Source organism: Bradyrhizobium sp. USDA 3240, assembly GCF_054063295.1.
The window spans coordinates 4,709,993-4,733,250 of record NZ_JBSSGD010000002.1; the positions used below are offsets into that span (position 1 = coordinate 4,709,993).

Annotated in this window: 16 protein-coding genes and 5 pseudogenes; 8 read left to right on the plus strand and 13 right to left on the minus strand. The window is 62.4% G+C overall.

What is annotated here, in order from left to right:
- Positions 1 to 621: 621 nt before the first annotated feature.
- The 4 genes from ACVIGA_RS23015 to ACVIGA_RS23030 all read right to left on the minus strand — a co-directional run bounded on the left by ACVIGA_RS23015 (position 622) and on the right by ACVIGA_RS23030 (position 5,399).
- On the minus strand, positions 622 to 2,583 hold the full coding sequence (locus ACVIGA_RS23015) for a CHAT domain-containing protein (RefSeq protein WP_456668087.1): 1,962 nt from the start codon (positions 2,581 to 2,583) through the stop codon (positions 622 to 624).
- A complete protein-coding gene (locus ACVIGA_RS23020) occupies positions 2,573 to 3,949 on the minus strand; it encodes an esterase/lipase family protein (RefSeq protein ID WP_456668088.1) in 1,377 nt (458 codons plus the stop codon). The genes ACVIGA_RS23015 and ACVIGA_RS23020 overlap by 11 nt, the downstream gene beginning before the upstream one ends.
- A gap of 237 nt (positions 3,950 to 4,186) precedes the next feature.
- The gene (locus tag ACVIGA_RS23025) at positions 4,187 to 5,161 is read right to left on the minus strand and encodes a hypothetical protein (protein ID WP_456668089.1); all 975 of its coding nucleotides are present in this window, start codon (positions 5,159 to 5,161) and stop codon (positions 4,187 to 4,189) included.
- Between the two features lie 64 nt (positions 5,162 to 5,225).
- Complete coding sequence (locus ACVIGA_RS23030; protein WP_456668090.1) at positions 5,226 to 5,399, minus strand: hypothetical protein; 174 nt, start codon at positions 5,397 to 5,399, stop codon at positions 5,226 to 5,228.
- Between the two features lie 152 nt (positions 5,400 to 5,551).
- Between ACVIGA_RS23030 and ACVIGA_RS23035 the strand changes: the two are divergent.
- A pseudogene (locus ACVIGA_RS23035) lies at positions 5,552 to 6,631 on the plus strand (IS1380-like element ISBdi2 family transposase); the annotation flags it as partial.
- A gap of 39 nt (positions 6,632 to 6,670) precedes the next feature.
- Here ACVIGA_RS23035 and ACVIGA_RS23040 read toward each other — a convergent pair.
- Genes ACVIGA_RS23040 through tnpA form a run of 4 tightly spaced genes read right to left on the minus strand, consistent with a single transcriptional unit; the run spans position 6,671 to position 9,688 of the window.
- Positions 6,671 to 7,315, minus strand: a complete 645-nt coding sequence (locus ACVIGA_RS23040) for a UPF0149 family protein (protein WP_224943706.1) — start codon at positions 7,313 to 7,315, stop codon at positions 6,671 to 6,673.
- Positions 7,312 to 8,862, minus strand: coding sequence for an IS66 family transposase (tnpC, locus tag ACVIGA_RS23045; RefSeq protein WP_208067377.1), 1,551 nt, complete (start codon positions 8,860 to 8,862; stop codon positions 7,312 to 7,314). The genes ACVIGA_RS23040 and tnpC overlap by 4 nt, the downstream gene beginning before the upstream one ends.
- 50 nt (positions 8,863 to 8,912) lie before the next feature.
- On the minus strand, positions 8,913 to 9,269 hold the full coding sequence (gene tnpB / locus ACVIGA_RS23050; protein WP_176528770.1) for an IS66 family insertion sequence element accessory protein TnpB: 357 nt from the start codon (positions 9,267 to 9,269) through the stop codon (positions 8,913 to 8,915).
- The gene (gene tnpA / locus ACVIGA_RS23055; RefSeq protein WP_176528769.1) at positions 9,266 to 9,688 is read right to left on the minus strand and encodes an IS66-like element accessory protein TnpA; all 423 of its coding nucleotides are present in this window, start codon (positions 9,686 to 9,688) and stop codon (positions 9,266 to 9,268) included. Before tnpA ends, tnpB begins: the two co-directional genes overlap by 4 nt.
- A 91-nt stretch (positions 9,689 to 9,779) precedes the next feature.
- Between tnpA and ACVIGA_RS23060 the strand changes: the two are divergent.
- Positions 9,780 to 10,049, plus strand: a pseudogene (locus tag ACVIGA_RS23060) (transposase); the annotation flags it as partial.
- A 439-nt stretch (positions 10,050 to 10,488) separates the two neighbouring features.
- Here ACVIGA_RS23060 and ACVIGA_RS23065 read toward each other — a convergent pair.
- The 3 genes and pseudogenes from ACVIGA_RS23065 to ACVIGA_RS23075 form a co-directional block, all read right to left on the minus strand.
- Positions 10,489 to 11,484 carry a hypothetical protein gene (locus tag ACVIGA_RS23065; protein WP_456668091.1) on the minus strand — a complete coding sequence of 332 codons (996 nt, stop codon included), beginning with the start codon at positions 11,482 to 11,484 and terminating at the stop codon, positions 10,489 to 10,491.
- A gap of 38 nt (positions 11,485 to 11,522) precedes the next feature.
- Positions 11,523 to 11,726, minus strand: coding sequence for a hypothetical protein (locus ACVIGA_RS23070; RefSeq protein WP_456668092.1), 204 nt, complete (start codon positions 11,724 to 11,726; stop codon positions 11,523 to 11,525).
- Positions 11,727 to 12,069: 343 nt separating this feature from the next.
- Positions 12,070 to 12,561 (minus strand): annotated as a pseudogene (locus tag ACVIGA_RS23075) (transposase); the annotation flags it as partial.
- Between the two features lie 182 nt (positions 12,562 to 12,743).
- On the opposite strand from ACVIGA_RS23075, the pseudogene istA reads away from it, so the two are divergent.
- Positions 12,744 to 14,273: pseudogene (istA, locus tag ACVIGA_RS23080) on the plus strand (IS21 family transposase).
- Positions 14,270 to 15,112, plus strand: coding sequence for an IS21-like element helper ATPase IstB (gene istB / locus ACVIGA_RS23085; protein WP_456668093.1), 843 nt, complete (start codon positions 14,270 to 14,272; stop codon positions 15,110 to 15,112). Before istA ends, istB begins: the two are co-directional and overlap by 4 nt.
- 110 nt (positions 15,113 to 15,222) lie before the next feature.
- On the opposite strand, the pseudogene ACVIGA_RS23090 reads toward istB, so the two are convergent.
- Positions 15,223 to 15,375: pseudogene (locus tag ACVIGA_RS23090) on the minus strand (LysR substrate-binding domain-containing protein); the annotation flags it as partial.
- A 139-nt stretch (positions 15,376 to 15,514) separates the two neighbouring features.
- On the opposite strand from ACVIGA_RS23090, the gene ACVIGA_RS23095 reads away from it, so the two are divergent.
- The 3 genes from ACVIGA_RS23095 to ACVIGA_RS23105 all read left to right on the plus strand — a co-directional run bounded on the left by ACVIGA_RS23095 (position 15,515) and on the right by ACVIGA_RS23105 (position 18,989).
- On the plus strand, positions 15,515 to 16,375 hold the full coding sequence (locus ACVIGA_RS23095; RefSeq protein WP_176534546.1) for a tyrosine-type recombinase/integrase: 861 nt from the start codon (positions 15,515 to 15,517) through the stop codon (positions 16,373 to 16,375).
- A gap of 20 nt (positions 16,376 to 16,395) precedes the next feature.
- Positions 16,396 to 17,622, plus strand: coding sequence for an IS91 family transposase (locus ACVIGA_RS23100; protein ID WP_456668076.1), 1,227 nt, complete (start codon positions 16,396 to 16,398; stop codon positions 17,620 to 17,622).
- 418 nt (positions 17,623 to 18,040) lie between these two features.
- Positions 18,041 to 18,989, plus strand: a protein-coding gene (locus tag ACVIGA_RS23105) for an IS630 family transposase (protein ID WP_173637148.1) whose coding sequence is annotated in 2 segments (ribosomal slippage) — positions 18,041 to 18,376 and positions 18,378 to 18,989 — 948 coding nt in all. Because the reading frame shifts where the segments join, the coding sequence is not laid out codon by codon here.
- Positions 18,990 to 19,037: 48 nt separating this feature from the next.
- Here the strand turns inward: ACVIGA_RS23105 and ACVIGA_RS23110 are convergent.
- On the minus strand, positions 19,038 to 20,717 hold the full coding sequence (locus ACVIGA_RS23110) for a winged helix-turn-helix domain-containing tetratricopeptide repeat protein (RefSeq protein WP_456668094.1): 1,680 nt from the start codon (positions 20,715 to 20,717) through the stop codon (positions 19,038 to 19,040).
- A 92-nt stretch (positions 20,718 to 20,809) separates the two neighbouring features.
- Here ACVIGA_RS23110 and ACVIGA_RS23115 point away from each other — a divergent pair, with 92 nt between their 5' ends.
- On the plus strand, positions 20,810 to 22,573 hold the full coding sequence (locus tag ACVIGA_RS23115) for an amidohydrolase (RefSeq protein ID WP_456668095.1): 1,764 nt from the start codon (positions 20,810 to 20,812) through the stop codon (positions 22,571 to 22,573).
- Positions 22,574 to 23,258 lie beyond the last annotated feature (685 nt).

Here is a 23,258-nt window from a genome sequence, read left to right on the forward strand (position 1 = left end):
TGGTAAAGGCAGGCGCTGACGCGGGACCGCCGAGGATGTCGGCGTGCGCGTCCATAGACCGGTAAGGCAGCGCGAGTTCTGGGGCCTCTGTTGGGGACTAACCCGTCTTATTCGTCAGAGGGCGCCTGAGAGGCTGGCGAGCGTGGCGTAAGGCGCTGATGCGGCGTAGGATTCGGTTGCAAAGCCAACCCTGTCAAACGCCATCCGGAACTGCCCCCTTTGCGTCATGAAGAACTGCCCCCACCATCGGGATTATGATCTCGGTTGAAGGTTGGCTCCGCCGCTGACGGGACGGAGGGAGGCGGAGCCGACCGGAGGGCCGTCAGCGGCGGGCGGCTTGATGAGGCCGCTCTTGCGCTTGGCTCGGAGCCGGTAGCTGTCGCCGCGGATCGTCAGCGCCTGCTTCGGTCCCTCCGGCGGAAGGTGGCGGAGACAGCCATCGTATCCATGCCCGTGGATGAAATACGGCCCGAGACCGGTCTGGGGCAGTTCGTAGACCTTCATCCCGGGTAACATTACTTCCTGAGGCAATACGGGGGGTCCCAGTCGAACGCCGATTGACAGGAGTGCGCCAACTATCTCAAAAATTCAGGGTGCGTTTCCGTATAAACACGTCACGCTCTAGACGTCGGGCGCCGCGGCGCGCTCGATCTTCGCCATGACGTCGCCGTGGACGACGTAGGCGTAGGGCGTCGCGGAGACGGTGCGCCGCCCGGCGCGTGCCGCGAGTATGGCCTGGCCCAAAGGGGCGCCGTCCATGAATTCCTGGAGGTACCGTCGGACGACGAATGCCGCGCATTCGTCCTGCACCGCCCATATCGGCGCGAGCACGCCGCGGAATTTGCGGTCGGTCAGTTTGGCGGCCCACCCCGAAGCGAGACCGAGCCGATAGTCGCCGATGCCGACCCGACAGGCGTTGAGGACGACGAAGGTGCCGTAGCGCACCCCGAGCTCGACACCGCCGTGGACGTCGTTGCAGCTGACCCAGTCGTCGACGAGCTTGATCTTGGCGACGCCGGTGGCGTCGGTGTCGCCGTGGCCGGCGAAATGAAGCACCGCGACGGGATCGGTCGGAATCTTGACGCTCCAGAAATCGGTGAACCCCTTGTACGTCGCGTTCTGCGGCTTCGCGCCCAGATGCTCTGTCAGCCACTTTCCCTCGTCGAGCGCCATCGCCAGGCTCTCGTCGTTGTCGTACGTCGGCACGAAGCTTGCGATCGATCCGGAAGCGAAGCTCTTCGGAATCCTTCCGCTCTTCTGCACGAACCAGCGGGCGATCGGATGCGTCATGAAGAGATGGTCCGGTGCGTCGACGCCCGACGCTGCGTCCGGATGCATCATCTCCCACGGAATATGCGGTTCGTCCGTGACGATCTGGATCGGAAAGGCGGGGCCGAACGCTTTCCGAAGGTCACGATAGAGCGCCCTGAACGACTCGGGACTGGCGTTCCAGATCGTCTCTCCGATGCCCCGCAGCTTCCCTTCATGACGACCGGCGGGGAACGCCGGGCATTCCTTGAGGAGGCCGAGCGCGTAGTCTCCAGTGTCCGTGCCGAGGTTCATCCTTCCCTCGCGAGACTCCGTCCCCATTTCTGCCCCCTTCAGGGCGGTCAGGCTCCACAGATAATTGCCCGAACCGTCCAGGCGGACGATCTTGACCGTCAGATCGGCGGCGGCCGCGGAGACCAGGCTCACGCCGGCGACCGGACCCGTCCGGACTTCGGCCTCCTCGACCCGCTTCGTCTCGAACGTCCGGCGGACGATTCCGCTGAACCTGCCCGCGTAGGTGAACATGACGACGATCTCGACGGGAGCAGCCGCATCCGCGTCGTCCCTCACCGTGGCCGCGAAGCTGGCGGGCGATGTCGTCCCTTCCCGCTGCACCTCGATGATCTTCCTGTTGTCCCCGCTCTCGAATAGTAGGCGCGACGAATGAACCTCGACTTCGACCTTCAAGGTACGCCAGTCACCGGGCACCTCCTTGAACGAGATCGGCTCGGCATCGGGAACGTCCGGGGTCGCGTTCAGGGCGACCTCGAACCGGAAGATCTGCCCGGCGACCGGCAGCTCCTCCGACGAGATCGACGGATACCTGTCGACGTCGACGTTCGGAGACGACGGCCGCGTGCGGTCGCCGGCGCTGTCCATCGCGATGCGCGGCCCATCATCCTTCGCCGCGCCGACCGCGTTCTCCGCCTTGCCCTTGATTTCGTACCGCTCCAGATCGCCGTCGTGCGCGGGACGGAAGGGGGCCGTGACCTGCAGATCATCGATCACCTCGAGGGTCGGTCGGCGGCCTTCGTCGGCGCATCGCCGCAGGATATCGAGGACGGCCCGCCTCGCGATCCCGCTCGCCACGGTTCCTTCAGCGACTAGCTCGGTCTTCGCAAATCGGATGACGACCTCGAAGAATCCTCTCTGCAGATCGGCGAGCTCGCGATGGGCCGACGCGAGGGCGGCCGCGGGAATACCGGTGAGGTCGCTGAAACGAGCGAGCTCCTCATCGGTGCGCGACCGGACGGACGGGCCCTGTCTCGACCACGACCAGAGAATTCCGCCTCGCATATTGGGGCTACGTACCATTCCGCTCGTCCGCGACCAGAAAAACGTCATTCGCCGGGTGCAATCCCTCCTGTTGCATTTCCACGCGGTACAGACCGGCCGGCAGCGTCAGATCCTTCCTGTATCGACCCTCCGAGGGCCACAGCACGATGCCGGTCGCCTCGCCGGGAGCGTCGAGGCGGCGGACCGAAGCCTTGATCCGCTGTACGTACGTGCTGCTCGTCGCCTCGATAACGATGGGTCTTGCGGAGGAATACGCGTCGTCCAGATGCAGGCCGATCCTGCCGAGCTGGCCCGCATCCGCCCTGAACTTCCGCAGGTCGATCGCGGGCTCGGTCAGGATCCCGCGAATCTGGGCATCGGACGTGTCGTCGCTCTGTAGCGCCGAATGCGTGTTGGCGATGTAGACCGCGGCCTCTTGGCCGACTTCATACGGGATGGCCGACACGCGCGGAACGGTCTGGTCGCCCTTGGTGTCCTCGCCTTCATGGCTGGTCAGAAGCGATAGCGTTCCGCCTTCGAGCCTTGCGGACTGGAAGGTGGGTTGTTCGATGCCGACGATGGGCCTGACCGTCGTGACGTATCCGTCCGCCGTCCTGTTGCGCTCCTGCGCCTCGGTGATCTCGTCGTGGAAGGCGCGGGCGCGCGTCGCCCGGCTCCGGTCGAGATTCGGAAGGTCGAGCTCCGACACGCGCTTCAGATGCGCCCCGCCGGCGTCGACGAAGGGATATGTCGGAAGCAACTGATAGACGGAATCGAAGGAGCGGATGGCGTTCGTCCCGTCGAAGGCCTTGAGCGGCCCGATGTTCCACGCGAATCCGTTGCAGAGGAAGCCCAACGCGTTGCCCGAGCCCCTGTACGGCGTGCCGAAGCTGATCAGCGATCGCGTCGTCTTCCAGCCGTCGAGGCATTCGATGTGGTATCGAGCGACCAGCCCCCCCATGGAATGGACGATGAAGACGACCTTGGCGTCTTCGTTGCCGCTCTTCTCCTTCCAGGCGCCCAGCCAAGTCCGCACGCACGCCGAGAGCTTCCGGGCGGACACGCGGTTACTTCGACGCCAGTCGTACGGAAACTCGAAATAGTTCTCGCCGCCGACGAGGTTCATGCCCCCGACCAGTTTCCTGGCGAGGATGGAGTAGCCGCCCTGCTTCCACAGCCCCGGGATCATCTCGACGTTCGCAACCAGCGACGTGGCTTCGACCCCGTCGCCCAGATCGTCCCGTTCGTCGTCCGCGCCCTGCAGCGCGAGCCGGTCGATGGCTCCTCCCGCAATCGTCCGCCACAAGGCGCCCGGCGACGTTCCCCAAAGGTCCTTTCCGTCCTTAGACAGGACGGAGCCGATGAGACCCGGAACGACGACGATGATGTCCGCAAACTTCGCCACTGGTCCCTCCCGCTCGTCCGATCTTCGCGCGGCGCGCGGCTTCAATCAAGGTAACGCCACCGACAGGTTCGCAACCTCGCGTTCCCTTCGGTCGTTCCCGGCGAAAGCGGCGATCCGCAGGACCGGTCGGAAGCCTAGGCTATGTCCGGGTCGGGCGGGCATCGTGCCGCATCAAACGATCGTCCCGAGAGGGCCTCAGGTATGCCGCGGCCCCGCAAGTGTCAACGAGCTCGCGACCTACGTTTCGCGCTTCCGCTGCTCGCGCCAGGCGCGGTCGCGAAGGAAGGTTTCCTTATCGCGGCCCCGTTTACGTCCCGAACGCGGCGCTTGGCGGACGACACCAGGCCCGGGAGAGACCATAGTCTGCACTCTCACGTTCTTCAGCTCGCGCATCTTGCTGGACATCGTGACGCCTTCCGCGCGGGCCGCCTGGATGAGGTTGTAGATGTCCTCGCCGCGCATCGTCGTGCCGGGATCGGCCATGATGATCGTGTCGAGCTTGATCGGTGCCGTCTCCGCTTCCTCTTCGGTGGCTCCGGATCGGCCTTTCGCGACGAGGTCCTCGAGCATGGATTCGTGGAAGACCTCGCTCATGCCCGCACCGCCGGCCAGCCTGCGGTGGACCTTGCCGGGGTGGGTGCGCATGAACTCAAGCATGCCCGCGTCCTCTTCCGACAACGGCAGATGATAGTCGTTGTAGCGGACGAACGGCTTGCCATCGACGTACATCTGGAAATGCCAATGGGGCGCCTTCGAGTGCTCGCCGCCGCCCTCATGTCCGGCAAGGTCGGTCGCCCCGCAGGAAAAAGACCATTCCAGGTTCTTGTACTTGACGGTGAGCTCGAGCAGTTTGCCCGTACCTTCATCGGCGAGATCGTTGATGTTCTGGGCGAAGGCCTCTTCGTTGGCGACCCAGCGCACGTAGTTTTCGAGGATGCCCCAGCTCAGGTCCGTCGCCAGCCGTTCGATATGTTCTTTGCGAACACCCTCCGGTTTGAGGAGCCAATGACGGCACGGCTTACCGGCGTCGAAGCTCGCCAGTGGATTGCTGCAGAAGCTGCAGGAGCCGACCTTGAAGGCCTTGCGGAACGCCGCGTGCTGCGCAATGGCCTCCTGGCGGCTTAGCTCGTTGACGCGGTCGATCTCTTCCCGGGGAAGGCTCGCCATGAACTGCGCGAAAGTCTGCGCGCTGGGTCGGGAGGACTTCGTCATCGGCTGCACGTCGCGGTCATGGAAGGGGCGCGGTCTCATACCACAGTACGGCTCGGTGCCCGCCTCACTTCTTTCCGTTCTGATGCCGCGCGAGCCACTCCCGCGCGGCCTCCTCCCGCACCAACGACACCGTCTTGTCGCGCAGCGGGGCTGCGGCCTCGATCCGGCGGATGACGTCCGGCCGGCTGTCGAGACTTAGCGATGCCAGATCCCAGCGATGCTGCCGTGGCGAAGACAAGTACGGCTACGATTGAAGGCGGGGGCCTAGCCCGTCTTATTCGTCAGAGTGCGCCTGAGAGGCTGGCGAGCGTGGTGTAAAGCGCTGATGAAGCGTAGGATTCGGTTGCAAAGCCAACCCCATCACCTTCAGCCGCGAACACCAGGCCCGCCATGACCGATGATACGATTCTGCCCTTCTCGTTTCCAGCCGTTCACGCCAAGAAAGTCACAGCTGCCTTCGATGGCGGTCGGCTGACCTCGAACGGGGGCGTGATGCTTCTGGCGATGGCCGAGCGGCGTCTCGGCTTGGCCGACAATTTGGCCCGGGTGTTCCCGGATCGGCGCGATCCGACGCGGGTCGTGCACAGCCTTGTCGATATGTTCCGCGCGCGCATGTTCGCGATCTGCTGCGGCTACGAGGACGCCGACGACCTCGATCATCTGCGGTCCGATCCCGCATTCAAGCTGGCCTGCGGACGGCTGCCGGACACGGGTCGCGATCTGTGTTCCCAACCGACGCTGTCGCGGCTGGAGAATGCTCCGCGCCTGCGCGACGTGATCCGACTGACCTACACTTTGGTCGACGCATGGATGGATAGCTACCCGCGCGAGCCTGCATCCGTCACGCTCGACATCGATGATACCTGCGATGTCGTCCACGGCCATCAGCAGCTCTCGCTGTTCAACGCTCATTATGACGAACGCTGCTTCCTGCCGATCCACGTCTACGACACGGAGAAGAGCCGGCCCGTGGCGGTCGTGCTGCGGCCCGGCAAGACGCCGGGCGGCGTCGAGGTGCGTGCCCATCTGCGCCGCCTGATACGGCATATCCGGACGCGGTGGCACAACACGCGAATTACGTTCCGTGGCGACGGGCACTATGCCCGGCCGGAGGCAATGGCGTGGTGCGAGACCAACGGCATCGACTACATCTTCGGTCTGTCCGGCACCAAGCCGCTCGCCAGAAAACTCGACGAGGCCGCCGACGACATCCGCACGCGACGCGCCATCGAGAACCTGCCGGTTCTGCGTGGCTATACCGAGACGCGCCACAAGGCCAAGTCCTGGGATCGCGAACGGCGTACCGTCGCCCGTATTGAGGCGACGATGCTCGGCCTCGACATCCGTTTCGTCGTCACCAGCCTCGATGTCGGCTCGGCCGAGTGGATCTACGACAGCCTGTATTGCGCGCGCGGCCAAGCCGAGAATCTGATCAAGCTGCATAAGACACAGCTCGCCTCCGATCGCACCGTAAACGGTGCGAGAGGGCCACGACTTGGCGCGGACGGCCTACGCACCGCGCTTGAAGCGTATAGGCATCCAGAACTGCCGCAGGGCCTCAACGGCTACGGGAATGTCGCGCCGGACGTTTTGAGCGACGGGCAGCGTTCCCAGCGTGTGCCGGGCCGGGGGTAGCAAGGGCCGACCGGCGTCGTCGATGCAATGGACCAAGATCGGCCGCAGCATAAGGTGTTCGGTTCCGTTCGGGGAGAGAAGCCGCGACCAGACGAGAAGCCGAAGCTTCATGACGGCGTAGAAGCCCATGCACCAGGGCTGCGGGTCGACTTCGCCGTCCGGTGATCGCACGAACAGCGGCTCGAAGCTCTCCGGTCCCGTCGACAGCGTCTCGCTGATTGCGTTGTGGCGCATCAGCGTGGCGGCGATCGCCGAGAACTCCTCGGTGTCGTGATTGAAGGCGTCGGGATCTACGCCGAGGAGCGGGCACACCCATTCCTCGGACGCCATCGAGACCGGCCCGGCAACGACCGCGGCCACCGCGCCGTCGAGCATGGAGAGCGACGTCGCCCGCGGATGCCGAAGCGTCGGCGACCTGGCGCGCTCGCTGATCCATTGCCCGAGCCGTTCGAACGACATGGCATAGTCCGCCATCGTCGTCTTGGCCCGTTTTCCTCGCCGTTGCTTCGGCTTCGTCATGCCACGGCCCGCTTTTCGGCTTCGCGTGCGGCCTTCCAGTTCCAGGCCAGAAGTTCGTGCAGCTGGTTGGTCTTCGTGGCGCCGCTCACCATGCGATCGAGAACGTCGATGAGATACGCCTCGGGGTCGAGACCATTCAATTTCGCTGTGTTAAGAAGCGAAGCGAGTATCGCCCAAGTCTCGCCCCCGCCTTCGTCACCACTGAACAACGAGTTCTTTTTTCCGATCGCAATGGGCCTGATCGATCGCTCGACCGTGTTGGTGTCCGGCTCGAGCCGCCCGTCATCCAGGAACGCCGTCAGGCCCTGCCAGCGTTCGAGCATGTAGTCGATCGCCTTGATGAGCGTCGAGCGGCGGGAGATCCCGTCCTTCACCGCGATCAGACGGATCCTCAACGCTTCCATCAGCGGCTTCGTCTCGGCCTGTCGCGTCGCGCGGCGTTCCCCGGCGTCGAGACCGCGGATCCTCTCCTCGATCGCGTAGACGGCCGCAATGCGCTCGATGACCTCCGCGGCGAAGGGTGAGTTCGTCGTCTTGTGCACCCTCACGAAGTTGCGGCGCGCGTGAACGAGACAATACGCCAGCTGGATCTGGCCCGACATCTTCGCATCGCCCGCCAGCGAGGCGTAGGCGGCATAGCCGTCGACTTGCAGCACGCCTTCGAAGCCGGCCAACTGCGCCACGATCTCCTTCTTGCCGCGACCACCTGCGAACACGTAGGCGACCGCCGGCGGCGCCGGCCCCTTCCACGCCCGATCGTCCGTCGCGTGCGCCCAGAACTGGCAGATCCTCGTGCGGCCGCGTCCCGGATCGAGCACTGGCATCGGCGTCTCGTCGCAGAACAGCCGCTCGAAGCCGTGCATAGTCTTCAGTTGCAGATCGTAGAGGCCCCTGACCAGCCACGCCGCGCTCCCCATCCAGCGCGCCAGCGTCTGACGGTCGACGACGACACCCTGACCCGCCAGGATCTGCGTCTGGCGGTAGAGCGTCGATTGCCAGGCATATTTGGCCGCGGCGATATGCGCGATCAGCGCCGTCGTCGCCATGCCGCCCTCGACGAGCCGCGCCGGTGCCGGGGCCTGGACAATCGCGCCCTCACAGGAGCGGCAGGCGTATTTTGGACGGATCGTGCGGAGCACACGCAGCCACGCGGGAACCCGATCGAGCGCTTCGCTGCTCTCCTCGCCGATCCGATGCATCTGACCCGTGCAGCACGGGCACCGCGTGGACGCCGGCTCGATCACCCGCTCGATCCGGGGCAGATGCGCCGGCAGTGCGCCGATGTTGCGCCTCGCTTTGCGCCGCTTCGGTCTCGGCGCGTCCGGTTTGTCGTCATTGGCCGGGAGCTGTGAGCCGGCGGTCGGTTCCAGATCAAACGCGATCTGTTCGGCGCAGACGATCGCCGAGCGCTCCGATCGTGCGCCGAAGATCAGGCTCTTCAACGTGGCGATCTCTGCGCGCAGATCATCGTTCTCGCCTTCGAAAGCCAACACCATCTCGGCAAGAGCTGCAGGGTCACAGGGGAGATCTTCGGGGCGAAGCGCCATATCGCAGAGCTACACGAACACACTCACAATCGCCAGCAAAACAAGACGCTTCAGGCAACCTTCGTCGGCCGCTTCGTCACCTTGGGGACCACACGCGACCACTCCGCAAGACCTTCAATCAGCATCGCCAGTTGCGCCCCCGTTACCGGCATCGTACCCTCGTGAACAGGTGGCCAGGCGAAGCCCCCATTCTCCAGCCACTTCGTCGCTAGAACCATTCCCGAGCCGTCAAAAACCAGTAACTTCAAACGATCCGATCGCTTCGATCGGAAGACATAAACGTCACCGCTGTAGGGCTTGCCGCCCAATCCCTCCGCTACCAGCGCGACAAGGCCATGAACGCCTTTACGAAAGTCAATCGGCTGCGTCGCGACGAACACACGGACCATTGGACCGAAAGAGATCATCGCGTCGATCTCACCGCCGCCAGCACGCGCTCCAGCGTCGCAGTGTCGACGCGGACAGGCACGCGCACCGTCGCGCCCGCGATCATCACCTCGATCCGCTCGGCCGGCCCCGTCAGAACATGCGCCTTATCGATCGCGTTCGGCTGCGCCTCGACGGCGGCGTCGAGCCTGACTTGCACGAACTGCGGCGCTTCGCTCGACGCGAGCCGCGCCTGGCGCCGCCACACACTGAGCAGTCCCCGGTTCACCCCGTTGCGTCGAGCCACCTCGGAAATGCTCGTCTCCGGATCGGCGCTCTCGGCCACGATCCGCGCCTTCTCCGCATCGCTCCAACTGCGCCGTCGCCTTTCCCCTGTGATCACCTCGATCCGTTGATAGGAGGCGGCATCATGCCTGTCTTGATGTCTGTCTTGATGCATGGAACGAGCGTCCCTCGCGTTGTCAAATCCACGCGCGAGTCTCGCTCATCCCGTCCACTTAAACGAGGTGGGGTTGTCGTACCGCTATCATCGCACCAGCTGCCGTTCGGCGCTCGCCAATCAAGTCCGCCTCGTTCTCCACACCGCCGCTTATTGGCTGATGCTGACCGTGCGCGACGCGATTCCCAAAGCCCGGGAATTGGCCACAGCCGAGTTCGCGACGCTGCGTCTTCGTCTCTTGAAACTCGCTGCCCGTGTCGTCGAGACCACGAGCCGCATTCGCCTTGCGTTTGCCGCGGCATGTCCCGAAGCCGACCTGATCCGCGGCTTGCCAAGCGCGCTGCTGCCGCTCGGTCCTTGACCGGCGGGGCGTCCGCCCCCCCGTTCGCCCAACCTACACCTCAAGCGCGTTGCAAAGTACCGGTCGTCAGGCGGTGAAAAGCCGAAGGCAATCCCGCGCGCCTCGTCAGAGCAGATGTGCGGCCACATCAATCGGACTAAAAAAACGCACTCTCACGAATAGGACGGGCTAGTTCCAGAACTAGGCGCAGACATAGAAGCTCACATCGGCTCACAAACTCAGCAGCCGATAGCCGATCGCTTACCACTCCGCCAGACGGGGTTTCTTTACCGCTTACCACTTATCGTAGCGGAGATTCTGTTCAGACAATCGGGACCGGCTCAATCCGCGTTCCCCAGCGGATGAAAGGTCAGGCGGGCAGTCATGTTGAAACGCTCCTGTTCTGCGGGCAGTTGCCTCGCAAAAGACGGGTCGCTGGAAGAATTAGGCAGTCGGAAAATTACAACGCGAAATAGTCTACTTGCGGCCGCGGTATATAGTTCGATACGTCGTCATAGTATTTAACGATACTGTCGTGGAATTCATCAAAGCAGTGCTTGATGTCGTGCATATCGTTGACGGCTTCATGTGCGGCGCTTTCGACTATAGCGGGGGTGCCCCACAGTGCAGTAGTCAATAGGTTCGCGTGCATCAATCCAAGATCGCTACGCATATGAGCTATGAATACTTCCACGACTTTCTCTAAATCGTATTTCCGGGCGATACGAAAAAGGTGATCTTCTGCATCGTCAGCCTCGAAAGCGCGCGCTTCAATCAACTGAAGGCAGCAAACCAGCGAAAGGCTGCTTCTCATACCTATAGATTCAAAATTTCGGATCAACGATAATGTGCCAATTGTCGGATAGCTGCTGGCGACATGGCCGCGAAGCCGATCAATCGCATCTAATGCAGCCTCGTAAGAGCGATAATGCTCCATCTCCTCTGTCGCATAGTCGATCACGGTCTGACGAATGAGTGAATTTTCCCAATGGCTGGCAGCTCTCAGCAAAGTTGGGGATAGGAGCCGCACGTAATGGTAGGTCTCAAGCAGCAACCCGATAAACACTTCTCTCCTGCAAAGGCCAGCCTCGAGGCGACCAAAAAGGCTATGTAAATCTATCTGTCGCCGCCACATGATCGAAGTATCCTCGACCGAGCGGAGAAAATCATCGGTGGGAATTTCAGCAGCATTGGTACGGAGTTGGAGCAGGCCGGCCGAATCGAAGGCGTCAACCACCTGGACAATGTCACTCTCACTAATTCCGGTGGCTTTGCTGATGTCTCGAATCGTATGACGCCCGTCGAAATAGCTTTTCATGTGAAAGAAGCCCGAAAGGCCACCTTGCAGCAGCTCCAATCGAAAGTGCTTCCTTCCTACTACTAAGGTGATGTATTCTTGTTCCGACTCTGCAATCATCGTGCAGTGCCGGAGGCGCGGCCGATCGAGAGCATCCATCAACGCCTCCGGTCGTTTAATGCAGGCCTTGTCGGATATTAACCGCACCTCAAGATCACTGAAGCCTTGGCCTTAAGATCGGCGGCATCGGAACTTTTTACTGCAACTTTCAGGCTATTCGGCGCCTCGATGATGACTGTCCGATCATCGGGGACGCGAGGATCAGCGTCTTTCAACGTGTCTACTTCCTCAAGATTGACCTTCACACCCTTGGCGACTCGGACGGTGATATTATCAGACATGACCTTCCTCCGTAGATGTTCAGAGAGAACGCTTAGTACGCCCTCGACTTTACCACCAACAGCCAGCGGTTGCAAGCCATGGTAGTTCTTTTCTATTTGCTCAACCCTGGTTGAGTAAGATTTTTCCGACTGGGCGCCAATTCACTTAGAGGCCGACCGGAAACTAAAGTTGGGTGATTTCAGCAGGTTGTGATTCAGAGCTGGTCCCGGTTGTTTGGACAGCGCCCCGCGAAAATTAAGTGGATTCCTGCCGGGTTATGCTGAAGGCGGGGCTTTACGATTTTGCTGTGGCGTCGGGAGGGCGTAAGCCCGACCAGAGCCGCAGTAAAATCGTTGGCGACGATCATGCGGCCGTCACCATCGTTTGCGCGCCGAAGTAAGCCTCGTCGGGCGTGCGTTCGTCAAGGCACGAGTGAGGACGTCCTCGATTGTAGAACGCCAGATATTTGGAAATCGATGCTCGCGCCTCGAGCTCGCTGTCGTAAGCACGCAGATAGACTTCCTCGTATTTGACAGTGCGCCACAGCCGCTCGACGAACACGTTGTCGCGCCAGGCACCCTTGCCGTCCATGCTGATGGCGATGTTCGCGTCCAGCAGCACGCCGGTGAAGTCGAGGCTGGTGAACTGGCTACCCTGATCCGTGTTGAAGATCTCGGGCCTGCCGTGCTTCGCCAACGCCTCCTGGAGCGCTTCGACGCAGAATATCGTCTCCATCGTGATCGATACGCGATGGACCAATACCCGTCGGCTGAACACATCGACGACCGCCGCGAGGTAGACGAATCCACGTCGCATCGGAATGTAGCTGATGTCCATTGCCCAGATGCGCGGCGGCGATCAGGGTGAGACTCCAGCGACAATCAAGGTGAGACTGCGCCGATGGGGACGGACCGAAGGGAGGGCGCAGCCCGACCGGAGGACCGTCCCCATCGGCGTCGCGCGTTTTGGACCCGTCTGGCGGCCGGGTGCGGCTGGTGCAAGCTGTTGATTCGTCTCGACAAGAGGGAATCGATGCCTTGCCTGGCCTCCACATCACCGACCACCAGATGAGGCTGTACATGACCTACCGACTGACACTGTCCCCCGAGGCCGCCGCGGCCAAGGCGGGGTTCTCGAAGGCAAGCGCGGATCGAATCGAGGGCGATTGTCGCCCGCCATCGCAGAAGAAGACGCCGAGGGGCCGGCGCCTGTCCGATCCGCTCGGGCAGTATTGGGACGCCGAGATCGTTCCGATCCTGAAGGCTGCGCCCGGCATCCGCGTGATCGGCGGCTGGACGAGTTGCACCGAGGCATCATGACTTGAACCCGAACATCCGCCGCACGCTGGAGCGGCGCATCAACGCCTGGCGGGCGCTCAACGGCCCCGAACAGGACGTGATCTTCCGCCAGCAGCACGAGCCCGGCCGCCTGGTCTGTCCGACTTCACCGACGTGAGCGCGCTCGGTATTACCATCGCGGGTGAGCCGCTCGATCACCGGCTCTATCACTTCCGGTTGGCGTTCTCCGGCTTCGAGCATGCCCATGTCGTGCTCGGCGGCGAAAGCTTCGTCGCCCTGGCGGTGGGCTTGCAGAACGCGCTGTGGGCGCTTGGCGGCGTGCCGCGGGAGCATCGCAGCGACAGCCTGTCGGCAGCATTCCGCAATCTGGCCGCCGACGCACGGGGGGATCTGACGCAGCGCTACGCCGGGCTGATGGGCCACTATGGCATGGCGCCAACGCGCAACAATGCGGGCATCGCACATGAGAACGGCTCGATCGAGAGCGCGCACGGCCATCTCAAGCGGGCACTGGAAGATGCGCTGTTGCTGCGGGGGACGCGCGAGTTCGCCAGTCTCGATGCGTACCGGGCTTTTGTCGACGAGATTGTCGGCCGGCGCAACGCCAACCTCGCCAAGCCGATCGCGCTCGAGAAGGAGGCCTTGGCGCCGCTGCCAAAAGGCCGCACGACCGACTTCGAGGAGAAAGTGATCCCGGTGACGTCGTCAGGCGGCTTCATCCTGCGGCGCGTATTCTACACCGTGCCTTCAAGATTGATCGGCCATCGCCTGCGTGTGCGCATCTTCGACGACCGGCTCGAATGCTTCCTTGGCGTCACGCCGGTCGTGACGCTGCGGCGCGGTCGGCCTGTGTCCGAGAGCCAGGGCGGTCATGTCGTGGATTACCGGCACGTCATCCATGCCCTGCGGCGCAAGCCGATGGCGCTCCTCAATCTCGTTTATCGCGACCAACTCTTCCCGCGTGCAGCTTACAAACGTCTGTTCGAGACCTTGCGGGAGCATGGTGATGACCGGCGCGCCTGCAAGGTGACGGTCGAGCTTCTGGCGCTGGCTCACGAGCGCGCCTGCGAAGCAGAACTCGCCGAGGTGATCGCGATGGATCTGGACGCCGGACAGTTACCCGATCTTGCCGCGCTGCGCGACCGCTTCCGACCCGAGGCGGCCTCGATCCCGCGTGTCGCCGTCAAGCTGGCGCCGCTCGACGTCTACGATGAACTCGCCTCCGTCAGCGTCATGTCGGGCCGCTCGAACCTGGGAGAGGCAGCATGACCGGTATCGCTACCTCCGTCGATGCTGCCCGTGTCGAGCTGCTTCTCAATGAGCTCCGCCTGCCGGGCGTCAAGGCGATCTGGCCGAAGCTCGCCGCACAGTCGGACAAGGAAGGGTGGCCTGCCGCCCGCTTCCTCGCCGCCCTTGCCGAGCACGAGGCGGCCGATCGCACCCGCCGTCGGATCGAGCGACACATGGTGGAAGCGCGTTTGCCCGCCGGCAAGACGCTCGCCACCTTCGACTTCGAAAGCGTGCCGATGCTATCAAAGGCACAGGCGATGGCGCTCGCCGCTGGCGACGCCTGGTTGAAGGCCGGCGCCAATTTGCTCTTGTTCGGTCCATCGGGCGGCGGCAAGACCCATCTCGGCACGGCGATCGGCCTGGCTCTCGTCGAGAACGGTTGGCGCGTTCTCTTCGCGCGCACCACCGATCTGGTGCAACGGCTGCAGGTCGCGCGGCGCGAGCTGGCGCTGGAGTCCGCGATCGCCAAACTCGATCGCTATGACCTCCTGATCCTCGACGACATCACATATGTGAGCAAGGATCAGGCGGAAACCAGTGTGCTGTTCGAGTTGATCGCCGCCCGCTACGAACGACGCTCGCTGCTGATCACGGCCAATCAGCCATTTGGCGAATGGGGGCGTATCTTCCCGGACCAGGCAATGACGTTGGCTGCCATCGATCGTTTGGTCCACCACGCCACGATCCTCGAGATGAACGTCGAAAGTTACCGTCGAAAAGTTGCCCTCGATCGCAAGCGCGGTCCAGGCCGGCCACCTGTTCACACGACCCCCAACGAACTCGACAAGACTGTGATTGACGCTGGCAGCGCCGCTTGATTGTCGCGCAGCGTCAATCAACGCTTGCCAAGTAGGCGGCCAGCGTCAATTATCTCCTGACTCGGCCGCCTCGTCTCATCTTGATTGACGCGCCGCTCTCATCCTGATTGTCGCGCTATAATCAATCGCGAGTCGACAAGATCACCCACGCGAATTGCCACGTCGATGCCTTCCTCGACGATGTCCACCAATCCATCGGTAAGTCGCAGGTCAACGGTCAGTTTCGGATAGCGCTCGCGGAAGCGTGGCAGGGCCGCGGCTAGAGCGTTTTCCGACCGGAACGAATCGGGTGGGGATTGAACGAAGCCGCTGCCGCGGCGTAGGGGGCAAGGTGGCATAGATCGCCTCCTGGCTGAGAGGATGTGGGTGTTGGAGCCCACCCCCTCAGACAGGAGTATCGAGATGGCCGATTTGAGCCCTCTTCGCCGCCGCCTGATCGAAGACATGACCGTCCGCAATCTGTCGCCGGCGACGCAAAGATCCTACATCAGCGCGGTTTCGAAGTTCAGCCGCTATTTTGGCCGATCGCCTGACCGGTTAGAGCTGGAAGACGTCCGCGCCTTCCAGGTGCATTTGGTCTCGACCGGCATCTCATGGCCGGCGCTGAACCAGATCGTCTGTGCGCTACGGTTTTTCTACGGCGTCACGCTCGGCGAGGCGCTCATCCCAGAGCGCATTCCCTATGCGCGAGAACCGCGCAAGCTGCCGGTCGTTCTCAGCGCCGACGAAGTGGTTCAGTTTCTTGAAGCGGTATCGAGCCTGAAGAGCCGCGCCGCGCTCACCACCGCCTATGCGGCCGGGCTCAGGGCCTCGGAGGTTGCGGGACTGCGGATCGAAGACATCGACAGCGCCCGCGGCGTCATCCAGGTGCGCCACGGCAAGGGCGCGAAGGATCGCAACGTGATGCTGTCGCCCCAGCTGCTGGGCATCCTGCGCACCTACTGGCGGCTCGCCCGGCCGCGGCTTTATCTGTTCCCTGGTCGTGACGAAGATCATCCGATCGATCAGACCGTGCTGCATGCCGCCTGCCGGTCGGCGGTGAAGGCTGCGGGCCTGACCAAGCGCGTCACGCTGCACACGCTGCGCCACAGCTTCGCGACACATCTTCTCGAGAACGGAACCGATATCCGGATCATCCAGGTCTTGCTCGGGCACAATAATTTGTCGTCGACAGCGCGCTACACGCAGGTCGCCACCGATACGATCCGAGCGACGCAGAGCCCGCTCGATCGCCTGTCGCTGGAGGTGACGCCACCTGGATGACCCGCAGCGGGATGCGGGTCATGACCCGCTCCGACATCCGCTCCAACAGGCCCGCCATCGAGATTGCCGATATTCTGCGCCGGCATGGCGACGCCTATCGCCGTGTACATGCCGGTCATCTGGGGCGGGTCGAGCGGCGCGTGATGAGCGCGATCGTTGCGTGCCGGACCGAGGCGCTCGGCGGCCACATGCAGGCTTGCGACGACTGCGGCACGACACGCGTTGCCTATAATTCCTGCCGCAATCGGCACTGTCCGAAGTGTCAGGGGAGAGCCCGAGCCGCGTGGCTCGCCGCGCGTCAAGCCGACCTGCTTCCGGTTCCCTATTTCCACGTCGTCTTTACACTTCCCGCACCGATCGCCGCGATCGCTTTCCAGAACAAGGCCGTCGTCTATGCCATCCTGTTCAAGGCTGCCGCCGAGGCGATGACGACGCTCGCCGCCAATCCACGCCGGCTCGGCGGTGCGATCGGCGGCGTCGCCGTCCTCCACACCTGGGGACAGACGCTGATGCATCATCCCCACGTCCATTGCGTCGTTCCGGGTGGCGGCCTCTCGCCCGATGGCGCGCGCTGGACCGCTTGCCGACCGAACTTCTTCCTGGCCGTCAAACCGTTGTCCAGACTATTTCGCACACTTTTTCTCAAACGTCTGTCGGCAGCCTTCAACTCCGGTGCCTTGCGTTTCTTCGGCGATCTCGGAGCTCTGGCCGAGCCGGCTGCCTTTGCGGCCCACCTCGACGCCATGCGACGCATCAACTGGGTTGTTTACGCCAAGCGGCCCTTCGGCGGACCCGCACAGGTCCTGGCCTATCTCGGCCGCTACACCCATCGCGTCGCGATCGCCAACAGCCGGCTCGTCGCACTCGACGACGATCATGTCGCCTTCTCATGGAAGGACTATCGCCAAAACAGCGCGACAAAGATCATGAATCTCAAGCCCGATGAGTTCATTCGCCGTTTCCTGCTTCATACGCTGCCTGACGGCTTCCACCGCATCCGCCACTTCGGCTTCATGGCCAACCGCCATCGCGCTGCCAAGCTCGCCCTTTGCCGCGAACTTCTCGATCATGAGCCAACAGCCCCAAACGATGGCCAGCCGTCGCCTGTGGATTCGCAGGCTCAAACCTGGGCCGAGGTTCCTGCCTGTCCCGATTGTGGTGGCGTCATGCGCATCATTGAGCGCTTTCGACATAGCTTCAGACGCCCCAGCCCTCGAACATCACCGTTCCGATGCGACACATCGTGAGCCAAGTCATGTCGTGCACGACGATCATCATTCGTCATTTCGCTCCCAGCGTCTCGATCATCGCGGACGATGTCGAATCCGTGCTGTCACACTGCGCGACAACAACCGTCCGATGCAGCAAAAGGCCTATCGCGATCTCAGGCGAAGCGCGTCTGATCTCAACTCTTCCAGGATGCGCACTCCTGTGTCTCTGCCTCACGCGCCGAGCCAGCAGATCGGGCATGGCGATCTCGAACAATCCCCATCGCTGCAAAACCGCGAATAGCCTCCCGCGCCTTCGTTCAATCCGGCTTCAATGAGGTCGCGTCATAAGCGCCTGCCGCGCCCTCGCGTGAGCGCGACCTCACAGAACCCTCCAGATTCCGGTTTTTGGCGGTTTGTGATTCAAGATGCTGACTGGATTGGAGGCCAGCATCGCATGACCCGACCTCTTTCCCTGGATCTTCGCGAGCGTGTGGTGGCGTCGGTTTTGGCGGGCGAGAGCTGCCGATCTGTGGCGGAACGGTTTGGTGTTGCGGTCTCGTCGGTTGTGAAGTGGTCACAGCGGCAGCGGGCGACCGGCTCGGTTGCGCCCGGCAAGATGGGCGGTCACCGCAAGCCCTTGCTTGATCCGCATCGTGCCTTCATTGTCGAGCGGATCATTCAGACGCCGCACCTGACGCTGCATGGTCTGAAGGCGGAACTGGCAGCTCGTGGGGTCAAGGTCTCACACAACGCGGTCTGGCTGTTCCTGCGCCGGGAAGGGCTGCGGTTCAAAAAAAACACTGTTCGCCCTCGAACAAGCGCGCGCCGACGTCTCTCGTAGGCGCCAGCGTTGGCGATCCTGGCAGGCCGGACTTGATCCGGGCCGGCTCGTCTTCATCGATGAGACTTGGATCAAGACCAACATGGCCCCTTTGCGGGGCTGGGGTCCCAAGGGCGCACGCCTGCGCGGCTTCGCCCCGCACGGTCACTGGCGTACCCTCACATTCCTCGGCGCGCTCCGCCATGACCAACTCACGGCACCCTGCGTCTTCGACGGCCCGATCAACGGCGAATGCTTCTGCGCTTATGTGAAGCACCTTCTCCTGCCAACCCTGCGCGAAGGCGACATCGTCATTCTCGACAACCTCGGAAGCCACAAGTCGAAAGCTGTCAGGCAAATGATCCAGGCTGCTGGCGCCAGGCTCTGGTACCTGCCGCCATACTCGCCCGACCTCAACCCGATCGAACAGGCCTTCTCCAAGATCAAACACTGGATGCGGCAGGCTCAGAGGCGCACCGTCGAAGACACTTGGCGCCACATCGGTCACCTCGTTCAGGACATCCAGCCTCGCGAATGCGCAAACTACTTCGCAAACGCCGGTTATGCTTCAGTCAAAATGTGAAACGCTCTAGCCGGCCCGTGTTCGCCCTTCAGCGCGTTCACCGAGCGCCTACTGCTCCGGCATTCCAGCCTTGCTTAGCCCGCTCTTAAATCGCAGATGGAATTTCAGAAACGCGGGATTCTCGTCTGGCACGTAGTCCCACTGCGCGACCGTTCGGGTCCTCGTCGCAGGCAGCGCAAGGTATCGTGCTAGCGTCGCGCGGGCCTCAGCGTCCTGGCCCGTGAGCGCCAAGACCGATGTCAACGCAGCAAGAATCGTGGGAATTTCGGGAGACGCGGCCGCTGCGCGGCGCAGCCACACTAGAGCTTCATCGTCATGTTCCATGACGAGATACGCCCAGCCTTTGAGTAGCAGGAAAATTGAAGTCTCAGGATCACGCGGACTTAGGCGGATGCCGTGATCCACGTATTCAAGCATCTTGCTGGGCTCGGCGAGAAAGAAGTACTGCAACGCTAATGTTCTGTACGCGCCCGCGTAACTGGGGTTCAACGCTAGGCAACGTTCGGCAGCAACAACGGCATCTCGCACGTGATGCGTTCCTTCCAGCACCACGGCCTTCACGCAGTGCGCCGCGTAATATCCGGCATCGATGTCGAGCGCACGGTTGACGAGCCCGTCTGCCCGCTGCAAGTCGCTTGCGGGGTTCGGGCTCTGTACCCGGGAAGCTCGCGAGCTGTAATATCTCGCGAGCTGGATCAACGCACGCACGTTGCGCGGATCAATGCCCAGCGCCCGCTCACAGAGATCGTAATTTGGTGTAGCGACCGCACCGCCGTGACTATACGAGGCGCCCTCGCACCGCATCGCCAGATCCTCAGCGTCAAGGTTCGCGACAGGGGTGCCTATCGCGCGCCGGGCCTCTGCCTGAACGAGTTCGACGTGAAGCGCGCTCGCGAGTCGCGTGACAATGTCGTCCTGCGTCTGTAGGAGTGCGGCACGACGCACATCGAACTTATCAGACCATAATGTCTTCGCGCTCTGCGTATCGACTAGCCTCGCATTAATGCGTACCGATCCGTCGCTGCGCAGCACGCTGCCCTCAAGCGCGTAACTGACGCCGAGATCCGAGCCCAATTGCTTGATGTCGACGGGCTTGCCCTTGAGGGTGAAAGCACTGCTGGAGGAAATGACAGTCGAACCACGCAGTTGCGTCAAAGCCGTCGTCAGCTCCTCGGTGATAATGTCACCTAAATAATCCTGCGCCGGGTCCGCACTCAAATTCGAAAACGGCAGAACGATCAGCGACAGCCGCGGAGGTAACGCGGCTGGCCGCCAGAACGCGGTGGACCAAAACACTGCGGCCATCGCGAGAACCGCGGCAAGGCCGAGTAGTGGCAACGCCCGGCCCGTTCGTCGAGCCTCAGTCTTGTGTTCCGGCACCCCGTCAGCCGGCGGCAGCGGGACCGCGTGCTCGTCCAGCAGGGTGACAGGTCCAGCAAAGACATATCCCCGTTTCGACACCGTCTTGATCATGGTCTGGTCAGAGTCCTCGAGCGCGGCCCGCACCTCGCTGATGCACCGCGTGAGCGAATCGTCCGTGACGATCACGTCGGGCCAGATCCTGGACAGCAACTCGTCCTTGGTCACGAGGCGGCCCGCATGGGTGACCAGATAATGCAGCAACGCGAAGCTCTTGGGACGCAATGACACGTCGGCGCCATTGCGGCGCAGGCACCCCAGCGAGACATCGAGCGTGGATTTGCCGATCAGGTACCGCTCCGCCGACATCTGGATGTTGTTCCTTGCGAGCTGGCTTCGGCCGAAACGGCCGGAAATCGCAGCGCTTCAGCGTAGTTTCGGCAATTCTTCAGCGTTCTTTCATGACGCGCAAGACCCGCGAAGGCACCTTCAAGCCGCGTAAATCGGACAGTCGAGGGCGGGCCGGAGCCTGCCCCGATTTGGCGAGGGAGAATGTCATGAGGATTGTGTCTGTCAGTGGGACGATGAGCCGCCTCGCGGCGTGTGTCGAGGTGGCATCGATCCTCCTCGTGAGTTCCGCCGCTCTCGCCGCCCCTCAACTGGTCCTGGTCAACGCCAAGGTCTTCACAGCAGATCCGGCGCTACCATACGCACAGGCCGTCGCGATCGAAGATCGTCGTATCCTCGCCGTCGGCAGCAACGAACAGGTCCGCGCGTTAACCGGACCGAATACCCGCATCCTCGACGCGGGCGGCCGTCTGGTGACACCGGGCCTCACTGAAGCTCATGTTCATCTCGGAGTTGCGTTGCCGACGCCGCCTATAGCCATGCCGAACCTGCCATTTCCTGGTCCGAACGCAGAGCAGGCCCTGGCCGCGGTCGAACAGGCGGCGAAGACGCGCACCGACTGGGTCACCGCTTATATCGGTCCGCTGATCGCGCGTGACCGCCGCAACTGGCGCAAGGCATTGGATGCCGTCGCCCCGAACACGCCGGTGTTCTTCCGAGCTTTCTGGGGCCACACCAGCATCGTCAATAGCGAGGGACTTCGCCGGCTCGGCATTTACAAAGAGATCATCGATCCGCTCGGCGGTTGGTGGGGCCGCGACGAAGCCGGAGATCTCGACGGCCGGGCCTACGAGGCAGCCGAGACGATTACGCCGCGCATCCGTCCCGCCACCGCGGAAAGTCTCGCCATCTCACTCGGCGAAGCGCAGCAACGCTATGCGCGCTGGGGGGTCACTTCGATTCACCTGATGAACAACGACAAGTCTCTGGAGGTCACGCTTACTGCGCTTGCAATTGCGAAGCCGCTGCAAAAGTGGACGGTTTATTCCTGGGGCACCTGGGAAACCCAACGCATCCCAGAGGCGTGGGCGGCAATTGATCGGGTCGCAAAGCAAACGCTGCCTAAGGTCCGCGTCGAAGGACCGAAATGGATCGTGGACGGCACACCGATCGAACAGAATTCCCTGCAGCGCAGCGCTTATGTCGATCGCCCCGGATGGCACGGGCGATCGAACTTCACCGACGAGCAATTGCGGGAGATTTTGCAGCTCGCATTGGCGCGGCCGACACAGCTTGCGCTTCACGTCGTCGGCGACGCCGAAACGGACCGCGTGCTGAAGTTGATGGAGCAGGTTGCTCCCGTCGCAACGTGGTGCGCCAAGCGGGTTCGAATTGAACATGGCGACGGCATCGGGCGTGACGTGTTTGAAAAAGCGGCGCGACTGGGTCTGGTCGTGATCCAGAATCCAACCCACCTGGCAATTCCGCCGATCGCGGGAAAGAAAATGCTCGATCATGAGATCGTGCTCAAGGGTTTTGTTAACGCCGGCATTCCGTTGGCGCTCGGCTCTGACGGCGGCGTAGCCGAACAGAATCCTTTTCTCAATTTGATGTTGGCTGTCCTGGTTCCCAGCGATCCCTCCGAAGCACTGACGCGCGAACAGGCATTGACGGCCTATACTTCCGGTGGCGCCTATGCGGAGGTCCAGGACCAGCACAAAGGACGGCTTGCACCTGGCTTTGCTGCCGATCTGGCTGTGCTTTCTCAAGACGTTTTGACCGTCCCGACGTCTCGGCTGCCCGCCACGACCAGTCTGTTGACGATAGTAGATGGCGAGGTGATCTTTGAAGATGCGATGCTGACATCACCCCACTAGTCGGCATGCCCTCTTGGGATCAGAGGACTAAACCGCTCGCGCGGTAGAACGCCGCGGCTGGCGACACGGTGAAGCAATAGGCGACGGCTCATCGTGACGAGCGGTGCAATTAGCCCGTTGCTGGCGATGATCCGATGATCGAGGACGTAGTGATCTGGAAGTTCGTGGCGGAGCACCCCCATTGCACAAGAGCCAACTCGAACCCGACATTCTCGACCGTGATTGTGTGCACCATCGCGCTCGTTGGACCCAGTCCAGGAATCTCGACGCAAAGCAGAGTTACAAATGCGGTGATACTCTTGACGAGCAACTCAAAACAGTTTCGGCTCAGTAGCTCCGGAGGCTTTCCCGATCGATAGAGATCAGTTTGCCTCATGAGATTCGAATATCGAGGAACTCACGTTTAGATTGTGTGGTGTGGTATTTTTACTGCGGCCAAGCCCTTGAAAGTACAGGTGCCGCCAAACATTAAATCCCCATAGACGACCCTATTGATCGTCTGAAGGTTGTTTGACGCGACTTAGCTCGATCACGCGGCATCGTCCTACGTCCCCCCAGCGCGGTTTCCTCCTTTGGAGGCTTTCGGACGCCGGCCGCCGAACAAGCGGCGCCGTCCCTCAAGCGGCCGGCATCCGAAACCCTTCACAAAAGCCGACTTGGTCCGAACGACCGCTTCTGGCAAAGG